Below are 16606 nucleotides of genomic sequence, written 5' to 3'. Positions count from 1 at the left end.
GCCGGCGCTGCCGGGCCGCATCCGGTCAGACCCCCAGCTGGAGTCCCGCGGCGGCCTCCTCCACCATCCCGAGCCCCAGTCGGCTCACCCGTGCGGCGAAGGCCTCCCCGGCGACCCTGAGACCCGACAGCCGTACGGCTCCGAGGGGAGCCGACCGTACCGGGTGCAGGGCGACCGACCCGCCCGGGGCGTCCGGCCGGATGCCCACGAGGGCCGTCACGAGGTGGACCGCGCCTGCCGCTGCCACCGCCGCCGGCCGGCAGGCCGTCGGGTGGGGAACGGGGATCGCCCCGCTCGTCCGCATGCCGCCGCCGTACATCTCGGGCAGCCGGTGGCCGAACGCCTCCGCCGCGTCGACGGCCCCCATCAGCAAGGACCCCGCCTCCTTCTCGTATCCCGCCGCGGCGAGACCCGCGACGGCCACCGCCGTCTCATGGACCCGCACCGCACCGGCCCGGTGTCCGAAGGGGTTGTGGCCCGGCTCCTTGGCACCGAGGCTGCGCAGTCCCCAGCCGGAGTCCAGCGCGGGTGTGCCCAGCAGACGGGCCAGTTGCTCGGTGGGGGCCTTGTCCAGCAGGCCGGGGGCGTGCCGGCCGCCGCCGAGGAGACCTGTGTCGAGGAGGTGTGCCGCCCAGCCGCCCAGCTGCGTCCACGGTCGGCCGCCCGGCACGAGGGCTGCGGCGGGTCTGCCGCCGGACCTGTCGTCGAGCCAGAACACCGCCCGGAACCGCTCGCGCAGGGCGTGTGCCCAGTCCCGCCATTCGTCTCCCCCGGGCCGCCCGCAGGCGTCGAGCAGATCGGCACCGAGCAGGGCCGCGCGATGGGCGTGCGCCTGGGTCTCCGCCCGCCACGGCCCGGCGGGCCCCGGGTCCGGGACGAACCCCTGCGGGTCGGCCGCGGCCCTGAGCCATCGGAGGCACCGTTCCGCAGCGGGAAGGAGCTCGGCGAGGTCCTGCTCGGGGAGTCCCCACCGCCTCGCCTCGGCGAGGACGGTGGGGAAGGCAAGGGTGGCCTCGATGCCAGTGCAGCGGGGAGGGAGGAACGGGCCGGCGTCTCGGAGGGGGCCCGGGATGCGCCCGTTCGCCGGTCCCGGCCCGTCGAGCTGGGTGCGGGCCAGGGCGCGGAGCGTCGTGACGGCGAGCCGGGTGCCGAGCGGGAGGGCCATCCGCGCGGCCCAGAGCGCCTCGGCGGTGGCAGGTCCGCAGCGCCAGGGCACTCCGCCGGCGAGGTGGACGTCGGACGGGTGTTCCGGGTCGCGCTGGAGGAGCGCCCGCAGGTCGTCGACGGCCACCCGCAGGAGCTCGCCGATCCGGGGGTCGTCGCCCTCCGCGCGGGCATCCGCGAGAACGACCCCACCGGGTCTGCCCGTACCGGGTCCCGACGTTCGCGGGGAGCGGTCCCCCTGCACCCTGAGCTCGATGGTCCGGGTGGCTCCGGGGTCCAGGTCGAACTCCCAGCGGAGGAGTCCGGCCGCGGCCAGCGCATCCGTCGGTGGCGGGTCGGCGCTGACGGAGGCGTACCGACCGTCTCCCGCCGTCCAGCGCATCCCCGTGCCGTGGACGCTCGCGGCGATGTCGGGCCCGGCGCGCCCCGCCGCCACGGCGCCCAGGTCCGCGAGATCCGTGCCCAGAGCGATTTCCACCGGGAGCCGGAGGGGTCTTCCGACGGAGCTGCGCAGCGTGATCCGCTCGGTTCCGTCGGCGTCGCGTGAGCGCTCGACGGTGAGACCGGGGTCGGGCCCGATGTCTCCCGCCGTACGGACCGCCGAGAGGAAGACCGCACGATCCGCCGAGGCCTGGCGGCCTTGGAGGGCGAGGGGCTCACGGCCGGCCACCCGCAGCACGGAGCGGGCGAGGAGGCGGCATCCGGAGGCGTAGACCCCTTCGAGGCCGTGGCCGGTGAGCTGGCCGTGGTCGGGAGAGATCGCGAGGGCGGGCAGGGCCACGCAGAGGAGCGCGTGGTGCACGGAGGGCGGTTCCCCCGGGCGCGCGGAGGCACGGGGCGTAAGACCGACGGCGGGCGCCTGTCCGGCCGGGAGTCCGGGGGCTGGGGCGGGACGGGAGGCCATGGCTGGTGTGCGGTGCTCTCTGTGCGATCCGGGCTGCCGAGGAGAGGTCGGCGGCACGGGTCGTCGGTCTCCGCCACAGAAGTGAACGCCGCTGTGGGCAGCCTGGTCACGGGCGTCATCGCCCGCTCCTCGTCCCACGCCGACCGCCGCGCGGGCCGCCCGGCCGGGCCGCAGGCCCCCGCGACCGCTGGGATGAGCTCTTGCCGGGACGCGTCCCCGCGCTCGGCGCCCCCTTCCGGGCGGTCTTCACCGCCTTCACCGCCTTGACCGCCGGTGGGCGCGGGCTCCGGGAGAGGGCCGGACGGGGCTCGACGCGCGTCTCCAGGGCCGCCACCCTCGACCCGCGTTCCTCCCGCAGGCAGCTCCGCAGGGATTCGGGGTCAAGTCCTTCGTTGCAGGCCTGGTGGAGCAGACGGGCGAAGACGTAGTCGGGGTCGGCGTCCAGGGCCAGCCCCAGGGCGACCCGGGCGGCCGGTTCGTCCCCCGTGGACCAGGCCACCCAGCCGGCGAGCGTGAGCGGAGCCGCCGCGTGCTCGCCGAACGGTGCGACACAGCGCCGGGCCAGCACGCGCCACAGCCGCAGTGCGGCGGCTCCCTCACTGCCCTCCATCCACTCGGCGGCCTGGTCACGTGTCTCGCGGTCCTGAAGCCCGAGGATCAGTGCGGCGGCCTCGTCGGCGTCGATCGTCGCGTCGTCGGCCGCGTCCAGCTCGGCCGTTCCCGGGCCGCGCAGGCCCGAGGGCACGGCTGTCCGTACCGTGACGTCGGCAGCGGCGTCGGCGGACGGGGTGTCGAAACGTCGGAGGATCTCACGGGCCAGCTTGAGCGTCGTCTCCCTGACCTCGGCGCGGCCGGTGCCGGGCGGGCCGTCGAAGATCTTGGGGACGATCACGGCCGCGGCCTGGTTCAGGGCCTTGCGCTGCCGTTCGTCCTCGGACGGCGGCCACGCACGGGGTGTGAGCCGGGCCTCCATGTCCCGCAGGGATCCCCGTACCTGAATTCCGGCGTACGCGGCCGAGGCCGCCATCACCGACGTGCCGGTCAGCGCGAGGGGCGTGCCGTCGGGCGGGCAACAACGGGTGTCCGGGCAGCAGTAGGAGAAATACAGGCCGTCGGAGATGCAGAGCGCTTCGTAGACGGGAATGTCGAGCGCACCGCAGGCGGTGCGCAGACGCTGGGCGAAGGGGCGCAGCCGCTCCATCACATGGCGGCCCGTCTCACCGGGCGCCGGGTCCTGGCAGAGGAAGACGACGATGCCGTCCGGCGGGGTGCCGCGGCGGCTGCATCCGTCCACGAGGCACTCGGCGAGGTGTTCCGCCGTCGAGGGCCATTCGTTCGCTGAACGTGGGATGCCGAGCCTGACCCGGGGGCCGAATCGTCCATGCTCGCCGTGGAGTGCGACGAGGACGACGGAATCGCTCGGGTGGAAGCCGAGCATGAACGGGAGGGCGTCGGCCAGTTCGGCGGGGCCGCGCAGCGTGATCTGCTGGGTTTCGGTCGTTCCACGGAATTCGTGCGGGTTCGTGTTCATGGTCACGACGTTCTCGCGGCGACCGCCGACCCGGAAAGCCCTGTGGATAACTCGCCCGGGCGGGCCCCGCTGGGTTTTCCACAGGTCGGGCGGCCCAGTCGCGCAACGTCCGAAGGGTCGGGTTGCATGGAGGCATGACCACCACGACCCACACGGATGAGTGCGGCTGCCTACTCCTGGAAGGGCGCATACCGGTCGACGCCACGGGAACGCGCTGAGCGGGGCTCACCTCTCGGAGGGAGGCCGTCCCCGCCGCGGCTCGGAACGGGTTCCGGGCCACGTGAGCAGCGACGCTGCGAGGAGAGACATGGCCGAGAAGAAGATCATCACGGTGTTCGGAGCGACCGGCCAGCAGGGCGGCGGGCTCGTACGGGCTGTTCTGGCCGAGTCGGACGGCGAGTTCGCGATCCGCGCCGTCACCCGCAACCCCGACGGCGAACCCGCCCAGGAACTCAAGCGCCTGGGCGTCACCGACATCGTCCGGGCCGACATGGACGACCCGCCCAGCCTCGCCCCGGCCGTCGAGCATGCGTACGGCGTCTACGCCGTCACCAACTTCTGGGAGCACGGGTCCGCCGAACGGGAGAAGGCACAGGCCCACGCGGTCGCACACGCCGCTGCCCACGCGGGTGTCCAGCACGCCATCTGGTCCACGCTGGAGGACACGCGTACGTGCATCCCCCTCGACGACGAACGAATGCCCACCCTCCAGGAGCGCTACAAGGTGCCCCATTTCGACGGCAAGGCGGAGGCGGACCACCACTTCACCGACGAGGGCGTACCGACCACGTTCCTGCGTGCCACTTTCTTCTGGGAGAACCTCTTCAGCTTCTTCGCGCCCCAGCGCGACGGGGACGGCGCTCTCCGGCTGGTCTACCCGATGGGTGACAGCCGGCTCTCGGGGATCGCGGCGGACGACATCGGCAAGACCGCGCTGGAGATCTTCAAGCGCGGTACGGACCTCATCGCCGCCACGGTCAGCATCGCGGGTGACCACCTCAAGGTGGCCGACGTGGCAACGGCGATCACGGAGACCCTCGGCCGGCCGGTGCGGTACCGGCCGCTGACGCCGGACGAGTACCGAGCCCAGGGTTTTCCCGGCGCGGACGAGGCGGGGAACATGTTCCAGTTCTACAAGGACTGCGAGGAGGCCTTCGTCGCAGCCCGCGACCTGGACGCCGTACGCGACCTCCATCCCGGTCTCCAGGACTTCGCCACCTGGCTCGCCGCCCACCACGACCGGCTCCGGACCGCCTGGGCGTAGTGCCTCCGCACCCCACCCCCCTCTCCAGCGACGTTTAGGAAACGCCGGAGCGGCTATCCGCGACAAAGCAAGCAAAAGCGTACGAGAGGAGTTGTCACCGTGTCGGGTGAGGAGAAGATGCGCGCCAAGAAGGAACAGGCCAAGGGAAAGGCCAAGGAGGCCGCCGGCCGCACCGTCGGGAACGAGAGCCTCACGACGAAGGGCCGCGCGGAGCAGGCGAAGGGGGACGCTCGCCAGGCCAAGGAGAAGATCAAGGACACGTTGAAGGACTGACTTCGGCCCTTCGCCTCAGGGCGTGTTCGGAACCGGGCCTCGCCCGGCCTCCGGACACGCCCTCGGTGCGTCACCCACCGGCTCAGGCTCTCGACGGGACGTCATGGTCGCTCTCCCGGACCGCATAGTCCGGCACAGCCCGGGCACGCGCGGGGCGTCCCTTCCCCTCGCCCTCTGGAGGCCGAACCATGCGCGCAGTGACCTGGCAGGGCACGCGGGACGTCCGCGTGGAGACCGTCCCTGACCCGCGGCTGGAAGACCCCACCGACATCGTCATCAGGGTCACGTCGAGCGGCATCTGCGGTTCCGATCTGCATCTGTACTCGGTGCTCGGGCCGTTCCTCGATCCCGGCGACATCCTCGGCCACGAGGCCATCGGCTTCGTGGAGGAGGTCGGCGAGCAGGTCACGTCGCTGCGGCCGGGGGACCGCGTCGTGATCCCGTTCAACCTCTCCTGCGGCCGGTGCTTCATGTGCGACCAGGGCCTGCAGTCGCAGTGCGAGACCACCCAGGTCCGCGAGCAGGGCAAGGGCGCCGCGCTCTTCGGATACACGAAGCTGTACGGCCAGGTGCCCGGTGCGCAGGCCGCCTACCTGCGCGTGCCGTTCGGCGACACCCTGCCCGTCAAGCTGCCGAAGGGACCGCCGGACGAACGGTTCGTCTACCTCTCGGACGTGCTGCCGACGGCCTGGCAGGCCGTGGAGTACGCCGCGGTACCGCCGGGCGGTTCGGTGACGGTCCTCGGGCTCGGGCCGATCGGCGAGATGGCCGCGCGGATCGCCCTCCACCGCGGCGCGCGGCTCGTGGTGGGCGTCGACCGGGTGCCGGCCCGGCTTGATCGGGCACGCGCCCGCGGCGTACACACCCTGGACCTCAAGGAGCACGGCAAGGGGCTGGCCGACGCGGTGCGGGAGCTGACGGCCGGCCGCGGTACCGACGCGGTCATCGACGCGGTGGGCATGGAGGCCCACGGCGCACCGCTGGCGTCCGCCGCACAGCGTGTGACGGCACGTCTGCCCGATGCCGTGGCCAGGCCGCTGATGGAGCGGGCCGGAGTCGACAGCCTGGCCGCCCTGCACACGGCGATCGACGTCGTACGGCGCGGCGGCACCGTCTCCGTGTCGGGCGTCTACGGCGGGGCCGCCGATCCGATGCCCATGATGACCATGTTCGACAAGCAGATCCAGCTACGCATGGGACAGGCGAACGTACGGGCCTGGACGGACGACATCCTGCCGCTCCTGAACGACGAGGACCCCTTGGGGGTGGAGGGCTTCGCCACCCACACGATGCCGCTGGAGGACGCGCCCAAGGCCTACGGCATGTTCCTCTCCAAGGACGACGGAATGGTCAAGACGCTGCTCAAGCCCTGAAGCGCGCGGGGCCAGGCCCCGTATTACGCTGCGGAAGCGGACCGCAGAGGTCCGGCGGCACCCGTCCGGCGCATGAATCGGTGGTGCGAGGGCACGTGCGCCCCGGGCGGCCGCAGGCCGTCAGGCCGCGTCGGCCACGACGCGAGTGGTCGGCCGCAGACGAGCGACGCGTCGCCGCCCATGGAGGCGACGGACGCGCCGCCTGGTTCGCGGAGGCGGAACATGAGCTTTCCCCTGCCCGACACCGTCGACGCCCTCAAGGGCATGATCGGCCGTGAGATCACCTCCTTGCGCGAGGCCGTGCGCCGGACCGCGGAGCGGCCGATGGGCGGCCCGGACGGTACGGACCTGGCCTCGCCGGTCCAGTCCCTGTCGGTGCTGCCCCCGACGGCCGAGACGGACGGGGTGTCGCGCTGCCTGTGCAGTACCCATGAACCGGGCGACAGCGGCGTGTGCTCCCTGCTGCCCGCTATCCCAGCCTCCGCGGTGCTGCTCGAACCCCTGTGGGGCGAGGGCGGGACCGTACTGGACTTCCGCATCGTGGCCGGCAACCGGGTCCGCTCCGCGAACTGGCTGGAGGCCCCGGACCGCCAGGTCGGACAGCGCTTCCTTGAGGCGCGCCCCGGCGCGGCGCACGCGGGTCTGCTGGCCGCCCTCGCGGAGGTGGTGGACACGGGCAGACCGCTGGACAGCCGGGTGGTCGACTACACGGAGCAGCGGCTCGGACGGATCCACCGGGCGCCGCTGCTGTACTCCGCCGCCCGCTGCGGTCTGCAGGTCCTGGCGACGTGGCGACCCGTGCAGAGCCCGGCGGAGCTGCTGACCATCGACGCGCAGTACCTGGCGTCGATGGGATGGGGGAACTGGGATCTGCTCTCGGGGAAGGTGACCTGGTCGGAGGGGCTCAGCCGGATCTTCCACGCCGACGTCCGCATGCCCTGGTCGCTGGAGCAGCTGTGCGACGCACTGCTGGCGGACGATCTGACGGCGTTCTCCGAGTTCCTCACCTCCGTGCTCGCGGGCGAGGAGCCCGCCTGGACCCGGATCCGCTTCCTGGTGCTCGGGGAGCTCCGCACGCTCGACCTTCTGGGACGGCCGGTCGCCGGTACGGACGGCAGGCCCTGGGCCATCAATCTGGTGGCCCGGGACCTCACCCCGCAGATCCGCAGCCGGCGGCGCCTGGCCGAGACCGAGCGGGAGTCGGACCGGCTCCGGCGGCAGACGGAGGCGGAGCGAAGGGTCGCGGACGCGCTGCGCGAGGCGATCCTTCCCACCCATTCGGAGGCGCTCGCGGCCGTCGGGCTCAAGGTGGCGGCCTCCTACCGCCCGGCCGAACCGGACGCGGCGGTGGGCGGTGACTGGTACAAGTGCCGGCTGCTGCCGGACGGCCGGGTGCTCGTCGCGATCGGCGACGCCTCGGGGCACGGCCTGGACGCCGTGGCCCGTATGGCGCAGCAGCGGCACGCCCTGGCGGGTCTCGCCCAGACGGGCGCGTCGGCCGGTGAGATCACGACCTGGCTGAACGAGCTGGTGTGCAGCGATCCGGCGGGGCACACGGCCACCATGGCGGCCGGGCACATCGGCGACGACAGGGTCCTGCACTGGGCCGATGCCGGGCACCCCGCTCCGCTGCTGCTGCGGGACGGCGCCGTGGAGCCCCTGGGGACCGACCAGCGCGGCCCCCTTCTCGGCGCGCTGCCCGGGTACGCGTACGACACCTCCGCGACCCAGTTGCACCAGGGCGATCTGCTGGTGCTCTACACCGACGGCATGGTCGAGCGCCGGAACGAGGACGTGACCGTCGGGATCGAGCGCCTGGCGAACGCGGTGGCGGCCTCCTCCACCCTGGAACCGCAGCAGCTGATCGACGCGCTGGTCGCCGATCCCGAACTCGCCGGCCACGACGACGACGCGTGCGTCCTGGCGATCCGGGTGGACTGACCACGGGGGCCGACCACGCGGGCCGGGCGAACCGCCTCGTCGCCTGGGCCGCCCCCCTGGATCAGCCTGGGCCGCCCCCTCGGTCAGGTGGTGAGCAAGGGCAGGACCTTGTCCCGGTACCCGGAGAAGAACGCCTCCTGGTCCGGGCCGATCTGGCCGACGTAGACCTCGTCGAAGCCCGCCTCGACGTACCCGCGGATCGCGGCCGCGTGCTCCTCCGGGTCGTCGCCGCACGGGACCGACTCGGACACCTGGCTCCGGGTGACGAGGCCGCTCGCCTGCTCGAAGTGGGCCGGCGTGGGCAGGATCTGGTTGAGCTCACCCGGCAGCTGCTCGGTGGGCCACAGCCGGTGGGCGGTGGCCACCGCCGCGTCCCGGTCGTCGCCCCAGCAGACCTTCAGCCCGCCGATCACGGGCTTCCCCTCGCCGCCCGCTTCCCTGAAGCGCGCGATCGCGTCGCGGTCGGGGCCCATGGTGACGAAGCCGTCGCCGATCCGTCCGGCCAGCTTGGACGCCTTCGGCCCGAAGGCGGAGACGAGGATGGGCACCGGTTGTTCGGGAGCTGTGTAGAGGCGGGCGTTGTCGACCGTGTAGTGCCGGCCGCGGTGGCTGACCTGCTCTCCGGTGAACAGCTCCCGCATCACTCCGACCGCCTCTTCCAGCATCTCCGCGCGCTCGTCGAACGAGGGCCAGCGATCGCCGTGGACATGCTCGTTGAGGGCTTCTCCCGTACCCACGCCCAGCGCGAACCGGCCTCCCAGCAACACGCTGGAGGTGGCCGCCGCCTGCGCCGTCACCGCCGGATGCATACGCATGACCGGGCAGGTGACGAGCGTGGTCACCGGCAGGTCCGTGGTCTGTGAGAGGGCGCCGATCATCGACCACACGAACGGGCTGTTGCCCTGGGCGTCGTTCCACGGGTGGAAGTGGTCGGAGATGGCGAGCCGGGTGAATCCCGCGTCGGCAGCCCGTTTCGCCTGGTCGAGCAGCTGCCGCGGGGTGAACTCTTCGCAGGACAGGAAGTAGCCGAAGGACGTCATCGCACCCTCCATCGCTCCGGAGTGGTCAGATTCATCGTTCAGTGGCCGAGGGCTCGCTTGAGTTCCGCCTTGTCCATCGTGGAACGGCCCTCGATGTTGCGTTGCTTGGCCTCGTTGTACAGCTGTGCCTTCGTGGGACCCTGCGAGCCGCTGTGGGAGCGCTGCCCACCGCGCCGGGAGGACGACATGTCCTCGAGGGACGAACGGCTCGCGGTCTTGGACTCACCCGAGCGGGCGCGTTCCTTGTTGACGGTGCGCGCGGCGATCTCCTTGGCCCGCTCGGGGCTCTCGCCGCGCTCCTCGGCGCTCTCCTTGATGTGCTCGTACTGGCGTTCACGCTTGGGGCTGGAACCGCGAGGCATGGTGACTCCTTGACTCGTGTGCGATCTCCATGACAAATCCGCTGCGGGGCCGGGTCGGGATCCGGCTGAGCGGGATCATGAGGTCCTGCTGCGGTACGTCGAAGTCGAGAGCGGCCAGCGCGGGAGCGAGCGTGCTGAGGAGGGCGACGGTGATGTCCTCGCCAGGGCAGCGATGGCCGGTGCGCACGTCGCCGCCGCCCTGGGGAATGAGCGTGTCGCCGGCCGGTTCGCGGCCGAGGAAACGCGCGGGGGCGAAGTCGTAGGGCCGCTTCCACAGGCCGGGGTCGTGGTGGTGCCCGTAGATGTCGAGGAGGAGCAGGGTGCCGGCCGTCATCTTGGTCCCGGCGAAGGTGAGGTCGCGGACTGCCCGGGCGCCGACGAACGGCGCGAACGGGTAGAAGCGCCGGATCTCGTGGGCGAACGCCCGCGCGTAGGCGCGGCCTTCGGAGCCGAGTCGTTCGCGCTCGTCGGGGTGCCGGTGGAGGGCGTGGGCGGCGAAGGCGGCGTACCAGGCGATGGCGACGGTCGGACGGATGATGTTCAGGAGCTCGACGGCCGCCGTCTGCGGGTCGAGCAGGGTGCCGTCCGGCTCGCGGTGCAGGGCTACCGTCTCCAGCGGGGACGCCGTTCGACCGGCGTGCCGGGACGGCGGGACGCGGCCGTCGGGGTGCGGTGCCTGCCCGCGGACAGCGGTGACGGCGTGCGCCAGGGCCTGCTCCTGGCGATGCCGGGCGCGGCGGGCGCGCACGTGGCGGGGGCCGACGGTGGCGAAGCCGTCGACCACGGCGACGCAGTCCGCGGCGATCTCCCGCTCCGCGCCGTCAGGGAAGGACAGGCCCGCCCAGTCGCAGACCGCCCCCGCCAGCACCGTGGCCACCTCGTCGAAGAGAACGACCCGCCGGCCTTCCTCCCAGGCCGACGCCTGGTCGTACCAGCCTCTCTCGACCCGCTCGGTCAGCGCCCGGACACCGTCCTGCGACATGAGCAGGGAGACGAGCATCTGCTTACGTGCCTGGTGCGGCATCCCGTCCAGGGTCTGCACCGCTCCATGCCCGAACAGGGTGTCCAGCGCGGAGGCGGACAGGACGTCGTGGCGGCGCGTGTGGTCTTCCTCGTAGAAGAACGCGACCGCGTCGCGCCCGTGCAGGAGCGCGGCGGGCCGTCCCATCAGATGCGTACACACCACGGGCGCGCCCTGATGAGCGCGCCGTAGATCCGGAGCCCAGGCGTAGCCGTGGGTCAGCAGGGACAGCGTGCTGTCGGTGAGGTGTCCGGACATGCCCTGCGGCTACCCGGGCAGCTTGCCCGCATTCGCCCCACCCGGGCCGCGGGGAAAGTGTCGCCCGGCACCCATACAGCGGCGGGATGGGGGCATACGCGGCTCAGGGGCGGCGGGCCACGCCCGACTTCGCCGCCCTCGCCGTTTGCCCCGTGACCTCGCCGCACGGCGGGTCCAACGAGAGAGACCGAGGCACACCATGATCCTCGTCGGAGTTGTCCTGCTCATCATCGGATTCGCCACAGGCATCTCCATCCTGTGGACCATCGGGCTCGTCCTGCTCGTCTTGGGAGCCGTCCTGTGGATCCTTGGAGCTGTCGGACACGCGGTGGGAGGCCGTCGCCACTACTGGTAGCCCACAGACACCTGTAGTCCCGACCAGCCTTGCCACCGGGTGGAGTTGACGGGAGTGAGTTCATGCGGTCCGGCCTCGCCGGGGTGATCGTTCCCCCCGGCGGGGGCGACGCGCGCCCAGGTTCGCCCGGCGGGGCCGGCGTGCGCCCGGGTTCACCCGGCGGGGCCGACGCGCGCCCAGAACCCCGCCGGAGCCGAGGTGACCGCCGCCACGGGCGACGTCCGCCCAGAGAGCCGACGTCCGCACGCACGACGACCCCGCTGCCTCACCCGGAAGCCGCGAGAACCAGCGGGAGAACCGGCCCGCTGCCGGCCCGGCGGAGCAGCCGGGAAGCGACGGCGAGCGTCCAGCCGGAGTCGGCGTAGTCGTCCACCAACAGGACGGGCCCGGCGGCTCCCGCCACGGCGGCGGCCAGCTCCTCGGAGACCGTGAAGGCATCGAAGAGGCCCTTGAGCCGCTGCGCGGAGTTGCTGCGGCGGGCTGCCTGGGCGCCACTCGGGCCGGTGTACGTCAACGTGCCGAGGTAGGGGAGGCGGCCGATGGACGCGATCCCGTGCGCGAGAGAATCGACAAGCTGCGGTCGCCGAAGGGACGGCACGGCGACCACGCCCACGGGTCGGGCGGAGGCGTCCGCCACGTTCGGCGCCCACCCACCCGGAGACCTCGCCCAGTCGGCCAGGACGGCGACCGCCGCCTTCAGGACGTCGTCGGGGACCGCACCGTCGGGAGCGTTCTCGGCAAGCAGGGGGCGCAGGCGGTTGCCCCAGCCGATGTCCGAGAGCCGGCCGAGCGCGCGCCCGGTGGAGCTCTGCTCACCGGCGGGGATACGCCCCTTGAGGTCGATGCCCAGGGCCGGCATGCCCGTCGGCCACATGCGGCGCGGCTCGACCTCCACACCCGGCCGGTCCAGTTCCCGCGTGGCGCCCGTCAGCGCCTCGGCCGACACGGAGGAGTCGATCCAGGCGCCGGCGCAGTTGTCGCACCGGCCGCACGGGGCCGCCCCCTCGTCGTCCAGCTGCTGACGCAGGAACTCCATCCGGCACTGGGTCGTGCTCACGTAGTCGCGCATGGCCTGCTGCTCGGCCTTCCGCTGCCGCGCCACCCACGCGTACCGCTCCGTGTCGTACACCCACGGCTGCCCCGTGCTCTCCCAGCCGCCCTTCACCCGCTTGACGGTCCCGTCGACATCGAGGACCTTGAGCATCGTCTCCAGCCGGGTGCGCCGCAGATCCACCGCTGCCTCCAGCGCCGGCACGGACAGCGGCCGTCCCGCGTCGGCGAGGACCGCCAGGGTCTGTCGGACCTGGGCCTCGGGCGGGAAGGCGGTGTCGGCGAAGTAGCGCCAGATCGCCTCGTCCTCCTTGCCCGGCAGCATCAGTACCTCCGCGTGCTCGACGCCACGCCCGGCACGGCCCACCTGCTGGTAGTACGCGATCGGCGAGGACGGCGAGCCGAGGTGGATCACGAAGCCGAGGTCGGGCTTGTCGAAGCCCATGCCCAGCGCCGAGGTCGCCACCAGGGCCTTCACCCGGTTCTGCTGCAGGTCGGTCTCGGCCTGGAGCCGGTCGGCGTTCTCCGTACGGCCCGTGTACGAGTCCACCCTGAAGCCGCGCTGCCGCAGGAACGCCGTGGCCTCCTCGGCCGCGGCCACGGTGAGGGTGTAGATGATCCCGGAACCCGGCAGATCGTCCAGGTGCTCGGCGAGCCAGGCCAGACGATGGGCGGCGTCCGGCAACTGGACGACTCCGAGCCGGAGACTCTCCCTCTCCAGCGAGCCGCGCAGGACCAGTGCCTCGCCCGCGCCCGTACCCAGCTGCTCGGCCACATCCGCGGTGACCCGGGCGTTGGCTGTCGCGGTGGTGGCCAGCACCGGCACGCCGGGGGCAAGCTCGCCGAGCATGGCTCGCAGTCGGCGGTAGTCGGGGCGGAAGTCGTGTCCCCAGTCGGAGATGCAGTGCGCCTCGTCGACCACCAGCAGACCGGTCGTGGCGGCGAGCTTGGGCAGCACCTGCTCGCGGAAATCCACGGAATTCAGCCGCTCGGGACTGACGAGGAGAACGTCGGTCTCGCCACGCTCGACCTCGCCGTAGATGGAATCCCATTCCTCCGGGTTGGCCGAGTTGATGGTGTGCGCCCGGATACCGGCCCGCTCCGCCGCCTCGACCTGGTTGCGCATCAGCGCCAGCAGCGGCGAGATGATCACCGTCGGACCGGAACCACGCCGACGCAACAGAGCGGTGGCGACGAAGTACACCGCCGACTTGCCCCATCCGGTGCGCTGCACCACCAAGGCGCGTCGGCGGTCCTCCACCAGGGCCGCCACCGCCTGCCACTGGTCCTCGCGCAGCCGCGCGGAGCCCTTGGGGGCGCCCACGAGCTCAGCGAGGATGGCGTCGGCTTCGGTGCGGAGCTCCAGGTTGTCCATGCCCCCATGCAACCCGATGCCACTGACAATCGGCCAATCCACCCGGAGCGACACGTCGCTCGCGAACGGTTCACGACCGCGTCCGGAACGGCCTCCCCCTATCCACCCCCTCCCGGCACCTACCGTCCGGACGTGAAACGGGGAATGAACAATGGGTGACTGGGCAGGGATATGAGTGCCATACCGCCCCATTCCAGTCAGCGGCGCCAATTGCTCGTTGCCGCCCGCGCACGGGCCAGGAAGAATTGGGAACCCGCCCGGCATGGCCCCGTACGCGGTCCGGAAGGACTGTGCCGTGGTGCGCCCTCACTCGACCCTGCCCGCCCAGCGGGCGCGTATCCGAAGGGAGGACCGTGACCTTCGGATTCGCTCCGTCCCCAGCCACTTCGATCAACTCGTCGTCCGAGTCCGCCAGCCGCCTCGCTCGGATGCTGGAGCCGGCGGAGTGGGCGGCGGCCGGAATCCCGCTGCTCCGCAACCCTCGCGACGTCGTCAGCGGCCTGCACTCCCGCCACCGGCCGACACCGTCGACCGCGGTCGTCGCCGTGCTCGATCACGAGGAACGGCTCACCGCCAGCGCGTCGTTCACGCGTCGTCCGGTCCCGGCGGACGGTTGGGAGTTCCGCAACGCGCTCCTCGCCCACCTGCGCCGCGTCGTCCCGCACGACCTGCGGCGCCGGACACCCGTACGGACGGCGGTGCTGCTCTACTGCCGTGACGGCGACGAGCGGTGGACGGAGGAGGACGGCGCCTGGATGTGGGGCCTGCGGGACGCCTGCACGCTCCACGGGCTGCGCTGTGGCGCGTACATCACCCTGACGCGCGGCGGATGGCAGGTGCTGGGCGAAGGTCGTGGCGGGAGGCATCCCGGCTCGGGTTCACGTCCCGCGCCGCTCGGCGATGTCCCTTCCGAGCTGGGCCTCCTGACGCCCCGTACGGCCGGCGGCGCCGCCGAGCCACTGCGCCGGACGGCGGCCCGCTGAGGCGAACCGCGAGCCGGCCTGCCGAGGCGCGTCGCACCCGACCGGCCAAGGACGGGGCCAGGGCCCGGCCGCCCCGGAGGGGCAGCCGGGTCAGGACCGCGAGCGATGATCCCGCTCAAACACCCGCGCCGAGCACGGCGTTGACGCGCTGCGGGTCGCCGCAGACGATGAGCAGCGCGGTCGCGCGGCCCTTCGCCAGGGGCAGCGCCTTGGCCGCCGCGTCCTCGGTGCCGCCGTTGACCGCCACCACGACCACGGGCCGGGCGGCTGCCCGCTCCACGGCACTGGCGTCGGCGAAGAACACGTCGTCGCGGGCGTCCTGCTGGGCCCAGTAGGCGGTCTCGCCGAAGGACAGCTCGTGCGACGCCCACGGGTGCTGCTCACCGGTGGTGAGCACGAGGATGTCGCCGGGGGCGCGGCCGGTCTCAAGGAGCAGATCGACGGCCTCTTCGGCGGCGTCGAGCGCGCCGTCGACCGGGGCCGGGATCAGCTGGATCTGCGGGCCGGTCCGCTGCTCGGAACGATTCTCCGGGCGGGCCGACGGAGACTGCCCGGCACCGGGGTGCGGGCGGGGGACCGGCGGTCCGGGCCTGGCCGGTCCGGGACCGGGACGCCCGGGACGCGGCGAGGCCGCGGAACGCGGACCGGGTACGGGACGGGGGGTCGGCGCGGGGTGGCCTGCGGCCGTGCCGCGGGGACCCTGGGCACTCTCGTGAATCTGAGGCTCCTCGGGGATGAGAGGCATGGGTGGTTGTCTATCAAACGCCGGTGCGCGGGGCTCCGGCGGGTGTGCACAATCGTGCGACCCGGAGTGTCGGCGGAAGCCTGCCGGGAAGTTCAGAAGTCGAAGCCGAGCTGGCCCCCGCTTTCCAGTGCGACCGCCTCGGCGGAGATGCGGACCTTCTTGAGGTGCCGCCACTGCGGCAGCGCGTCGAGGTACGACCAGGAAAGACGGTGGTACGGGCTGGGACCCCGCTCCGCCAGGGCGGCCTTGTGAAGCGGCGAGGGATAGCCCGCGTTGGCGCCGAAGCCGTAGGCCGCGCACCCCTCCCACTCGCTCTCCAGCTCGGCCATCATCGCGTCACGCCGGACCTTGGCGATGACCGAGGCCGCTGCGACGGCGATGCAGGACTGGTCGCCCTTGATCACCGTACGGACCCGCCAGGGGCTGCCGAGGTAGTCGTGCTTGCCGTCGAGTATCACCGCGTCGGGGCGGACCGGCAGGGCGTCCAGCGCCCGCACGGCGGCCAGCCGGAGCGCGGCGGTCATGCCCAGCTCGTCGATCTCCTCAGGGGAGGCGTGGCCGAGGGCGTAGGCGGTGACCCACTTCTCCAGTTCCGTGGCCAGGGCGGTACGGCGCTTGGGGGTGATCAGCTTGGAGTCGGTGAGCCCTTCGGGGGCCCGGCGGAGGCCGGTGACGGCCGCGCAGACCGTGACGGGCCCGGCCCATGCCCCGCGTCCGACCTCGTCGACCCCGGCGATGATCTTGGCGCCGGTGGTGGCTCGGAGCGAGCGCTCGACCGTGTGTGTAGGTGGTTCATAGGGCATGGCGCCAGACAGATTACGCCGATGAGACCCGCCCGCGATACCCGCGTTCCCGTCCGATGTCCGAACAGGCCCCGCGGAACCGTCCCTGGCGGCTGGATCCGATCGATCGCGGGCATCCGAACGCGCGCACCCCGGTGCCTTCCCGCTCGCGAGCGGGAAGGCAC

Annotated in this window: 14 protein-coding genes; 6 read left to right on the top strand and 8 right to left on the bottom strand. The window is 72.6% G+C overall.

Going from position 1 to position 16606, the window contains the following annotated elements; genetic code table 11:
• Positions 1 to 25 precede the first annotated feature (25 nt).
• Positions 26 to 2068 carry a glycogen debranching N-terminal domain-containing protein gene (locus ACWF79_RS27480; RefSeq protein WP_453730843.1) on the bottom strand — a complete coding sequence of 681 codons (2043 nt, stop codon included), beginning with the start codon at positions 2066 to 2068 and terminating at the stop codon, positions 26 to 28.
• A 115-nt stretch (positions 2069 to 2183) separates the two neighbouring features.
• The gene (locus ACWF79_RS27475; RefSeq protein ID WP_453730842.1) at positions 2184 to 3599 is read right to left on the bottom strand and encodes a DUF4192 domain-containing protein; all 1416 of its coding nucleotides are present in this window, start codon (positions 3597 to 3599) and stop codon (positions 2184 to 2186) included.
• A gap of 307 nt (positions 3600 to 3906) precedes the next feature.
• On the opposite strand from ACWF79_RS27475, the gene ACWF79_RS27470 reads away from it, so the two are divergent.
• The 4 genes from ACWF79_RS27470 to ACWF79_RS27455 all read left to right on the top strand — a co-directional run bounded on the left by ACWF79_RS27470 (position 3907) and on the right by ACWF79_RS27455 (position 8450).
• Complete coding sequence (locus tag ACWF79_RS27470; RefSeq protein WP_453730841.1) at positions 3907 to 4863, top strand: NmrA/HSCARG family protein; 957 nt, start codon at positions 3907 to 3909, stop codon at positions 4861 to 4863.
• A gap of 117 nt (positions 4864 to 4980) precedes the next feature.
• Positions 4981 to 5136: a CsbD family protein gene (locus tag ACWF79_RS27465; protein ID WP_453730869.1), complete on the top strand. Its 156-nt coding sequence runs from the start codon at positions 4981 to 4983 to the stop codon at positions 5134 to 5136.
• Positions 5137 to 5324: 188 nt separating this feature from the next.
• A complete protein-coding gene (locus ACWF79_RS27460) occupies positions 5325 to 6509 on the top strand; it encodes an alcohol dehydrogenase catalytic domain-containing protein (protein WP_453730840.1) in 1185 nt (394 codons plus the stop codon).
• Positions 6510 to 6731: 222 nt separating this feature from the next.
• Positions 6732 to 8450 (top strand): PP2C family protein-serine/threonine phosphatase, encoded by a 1719-nt coding sequence (locus ACWF79_RS27455; RefSeq protein ID WP_453730839.1) that lies wholly within the window; start codon positions 6732 to 6734, stop codon positions 8448 to 8450.
• 83 nt (positions 8451 to 8533) lie between these two features.
• On the opposite strand, the gene ACWF79_RS27450 is transcribed toward ACWF79_RS27455, so the two are convergent.
• From ACWF79_RS27450 to ACWF79_RS27440, 3 genes are read right to left on the bottom strand one after another with little or no spacing between them, the layout of a single operon-like run.
• Positions 8534 to 9490, bottom strand: a complete 957-nt coding sequence (locus ACWF79_RS27450) for a TIGR03557 family F420-dependent LLM class oxidoreductase (RefSeq protein ID WP_453730838.1) — start codon at positions 9488 to 9490, stop codon at positions 8534 to 8536.
• Between the two features lie 38 nt (positions 9491 to 9528).
• Positions 9529 to 9852 (bottom strand): plasmid stabilization protein, encoded by a 324-nt coding sequence (locus ACWF79_RS27445; protein ID WP_453730837.1) that lies wholly within the window; start codon positions 9850 to 9852, stop codon positions 9529 to 9531.
• Positions 9824 to 11131, bottom strand: coding sequence for a cytochrome P450 (locus ACWF79_RS27440; protein ID WP_453730836.1), 1308 nt, complete (start codon positions 11129 to 11131; stop codon positions 9824 to 9826). Before ACWF79_RS27440 ends, ACWF79_RS27445 begins: the two co-directional genes overlap by 29 nt.
• Positions 11132 to 11330: 199 nt before the next feature.
• Between ACWF79_RS27440 and ACWF79_RS27435 the strand changes: the two genes are divergently transcribed.
• Positions 11331 to 11486, top strand: a complete 156-nt coding sequence (locus ACWF79_RS27435) for a DUF6131 family protein (RefSeq protein WP_453730835.1) — start codon at positions 11331 to 11333, stop codon at positions 11484 to 11486.
• Positions 11487 to 11751: 265 nt separating this feature from the next.
• On the opposite strand, the gene ACWF79_RS27430 is transcribed toward ACWF79_RS27435, so the two are convergent.
• Complete coding sequence (locus tag ACWF79_RS27430) at positions 11752 to 13911, bottom strand: RecQ family ATP-dependent DNA helicase (RefSeq protein ID WP_453730834.1); 2160 nt, start codon at positions 13909 to 13911, stop codon at positions 11752 to 11754.
• A 353-nt stretch (positions 13912 to 14264) separates the two neighbouring features.
• On the opposite strand from ACWF79_RS27430, the gene ACWF79_RS27425 reads away from it, so the two are divergent.
• A complete protein-coding gene (locus tag ACWF79_RS27425) occupies positions 14265 to 14894 on the top strand; it encodes a hypothetical protein (RefSeq protein ID WP_453730833.1) in 630 nt (209 codons plus the stop codon).
• Positions 14895 to 15009: 115 nt separating this feature from the next.
• Here the strand turns inward: ACWF79_RS27425 and ACWF79_RS27420 are convergent, their stop codons facing one another.
• Together ACWF79_RS27420 and ACWF79_RS27415 are read right to left on the bottom strand one after the other, a co-directional pair.
• A complete protein-coding gene (locus ACWF79_RS27420) occupies positions 15010 to 15639 on the bottom strand; it encodes a hypothetical protein (RefSeq protein WP_453730832.1) in 630 nt (209 codons plus the stop codon).
• 92 nt (positions 15640 to 15731) lie between these two features.
• Positions 15732 to 16442: a ribonuclease HII gene (locus ACWF79_RS27415; RefSeq protein WP_453730831.1), complete on the bottom strand. Its 711-nt coding sequence runs from the start codon at positions 16440 to 16442 to the stop codon at positions 15732 to 15734.
• Positions 16443 to 16606: the final 164 nt, after the last annotated feature.

Source organism: Streptomyces sp. NPDC054975, assembly GCF_053609105.1.
The sequence above is the reverse complement of the archived record's forward strand: the minus strand, read 5'-3'. Positions and strand labels throughout refer to the sequence as shown.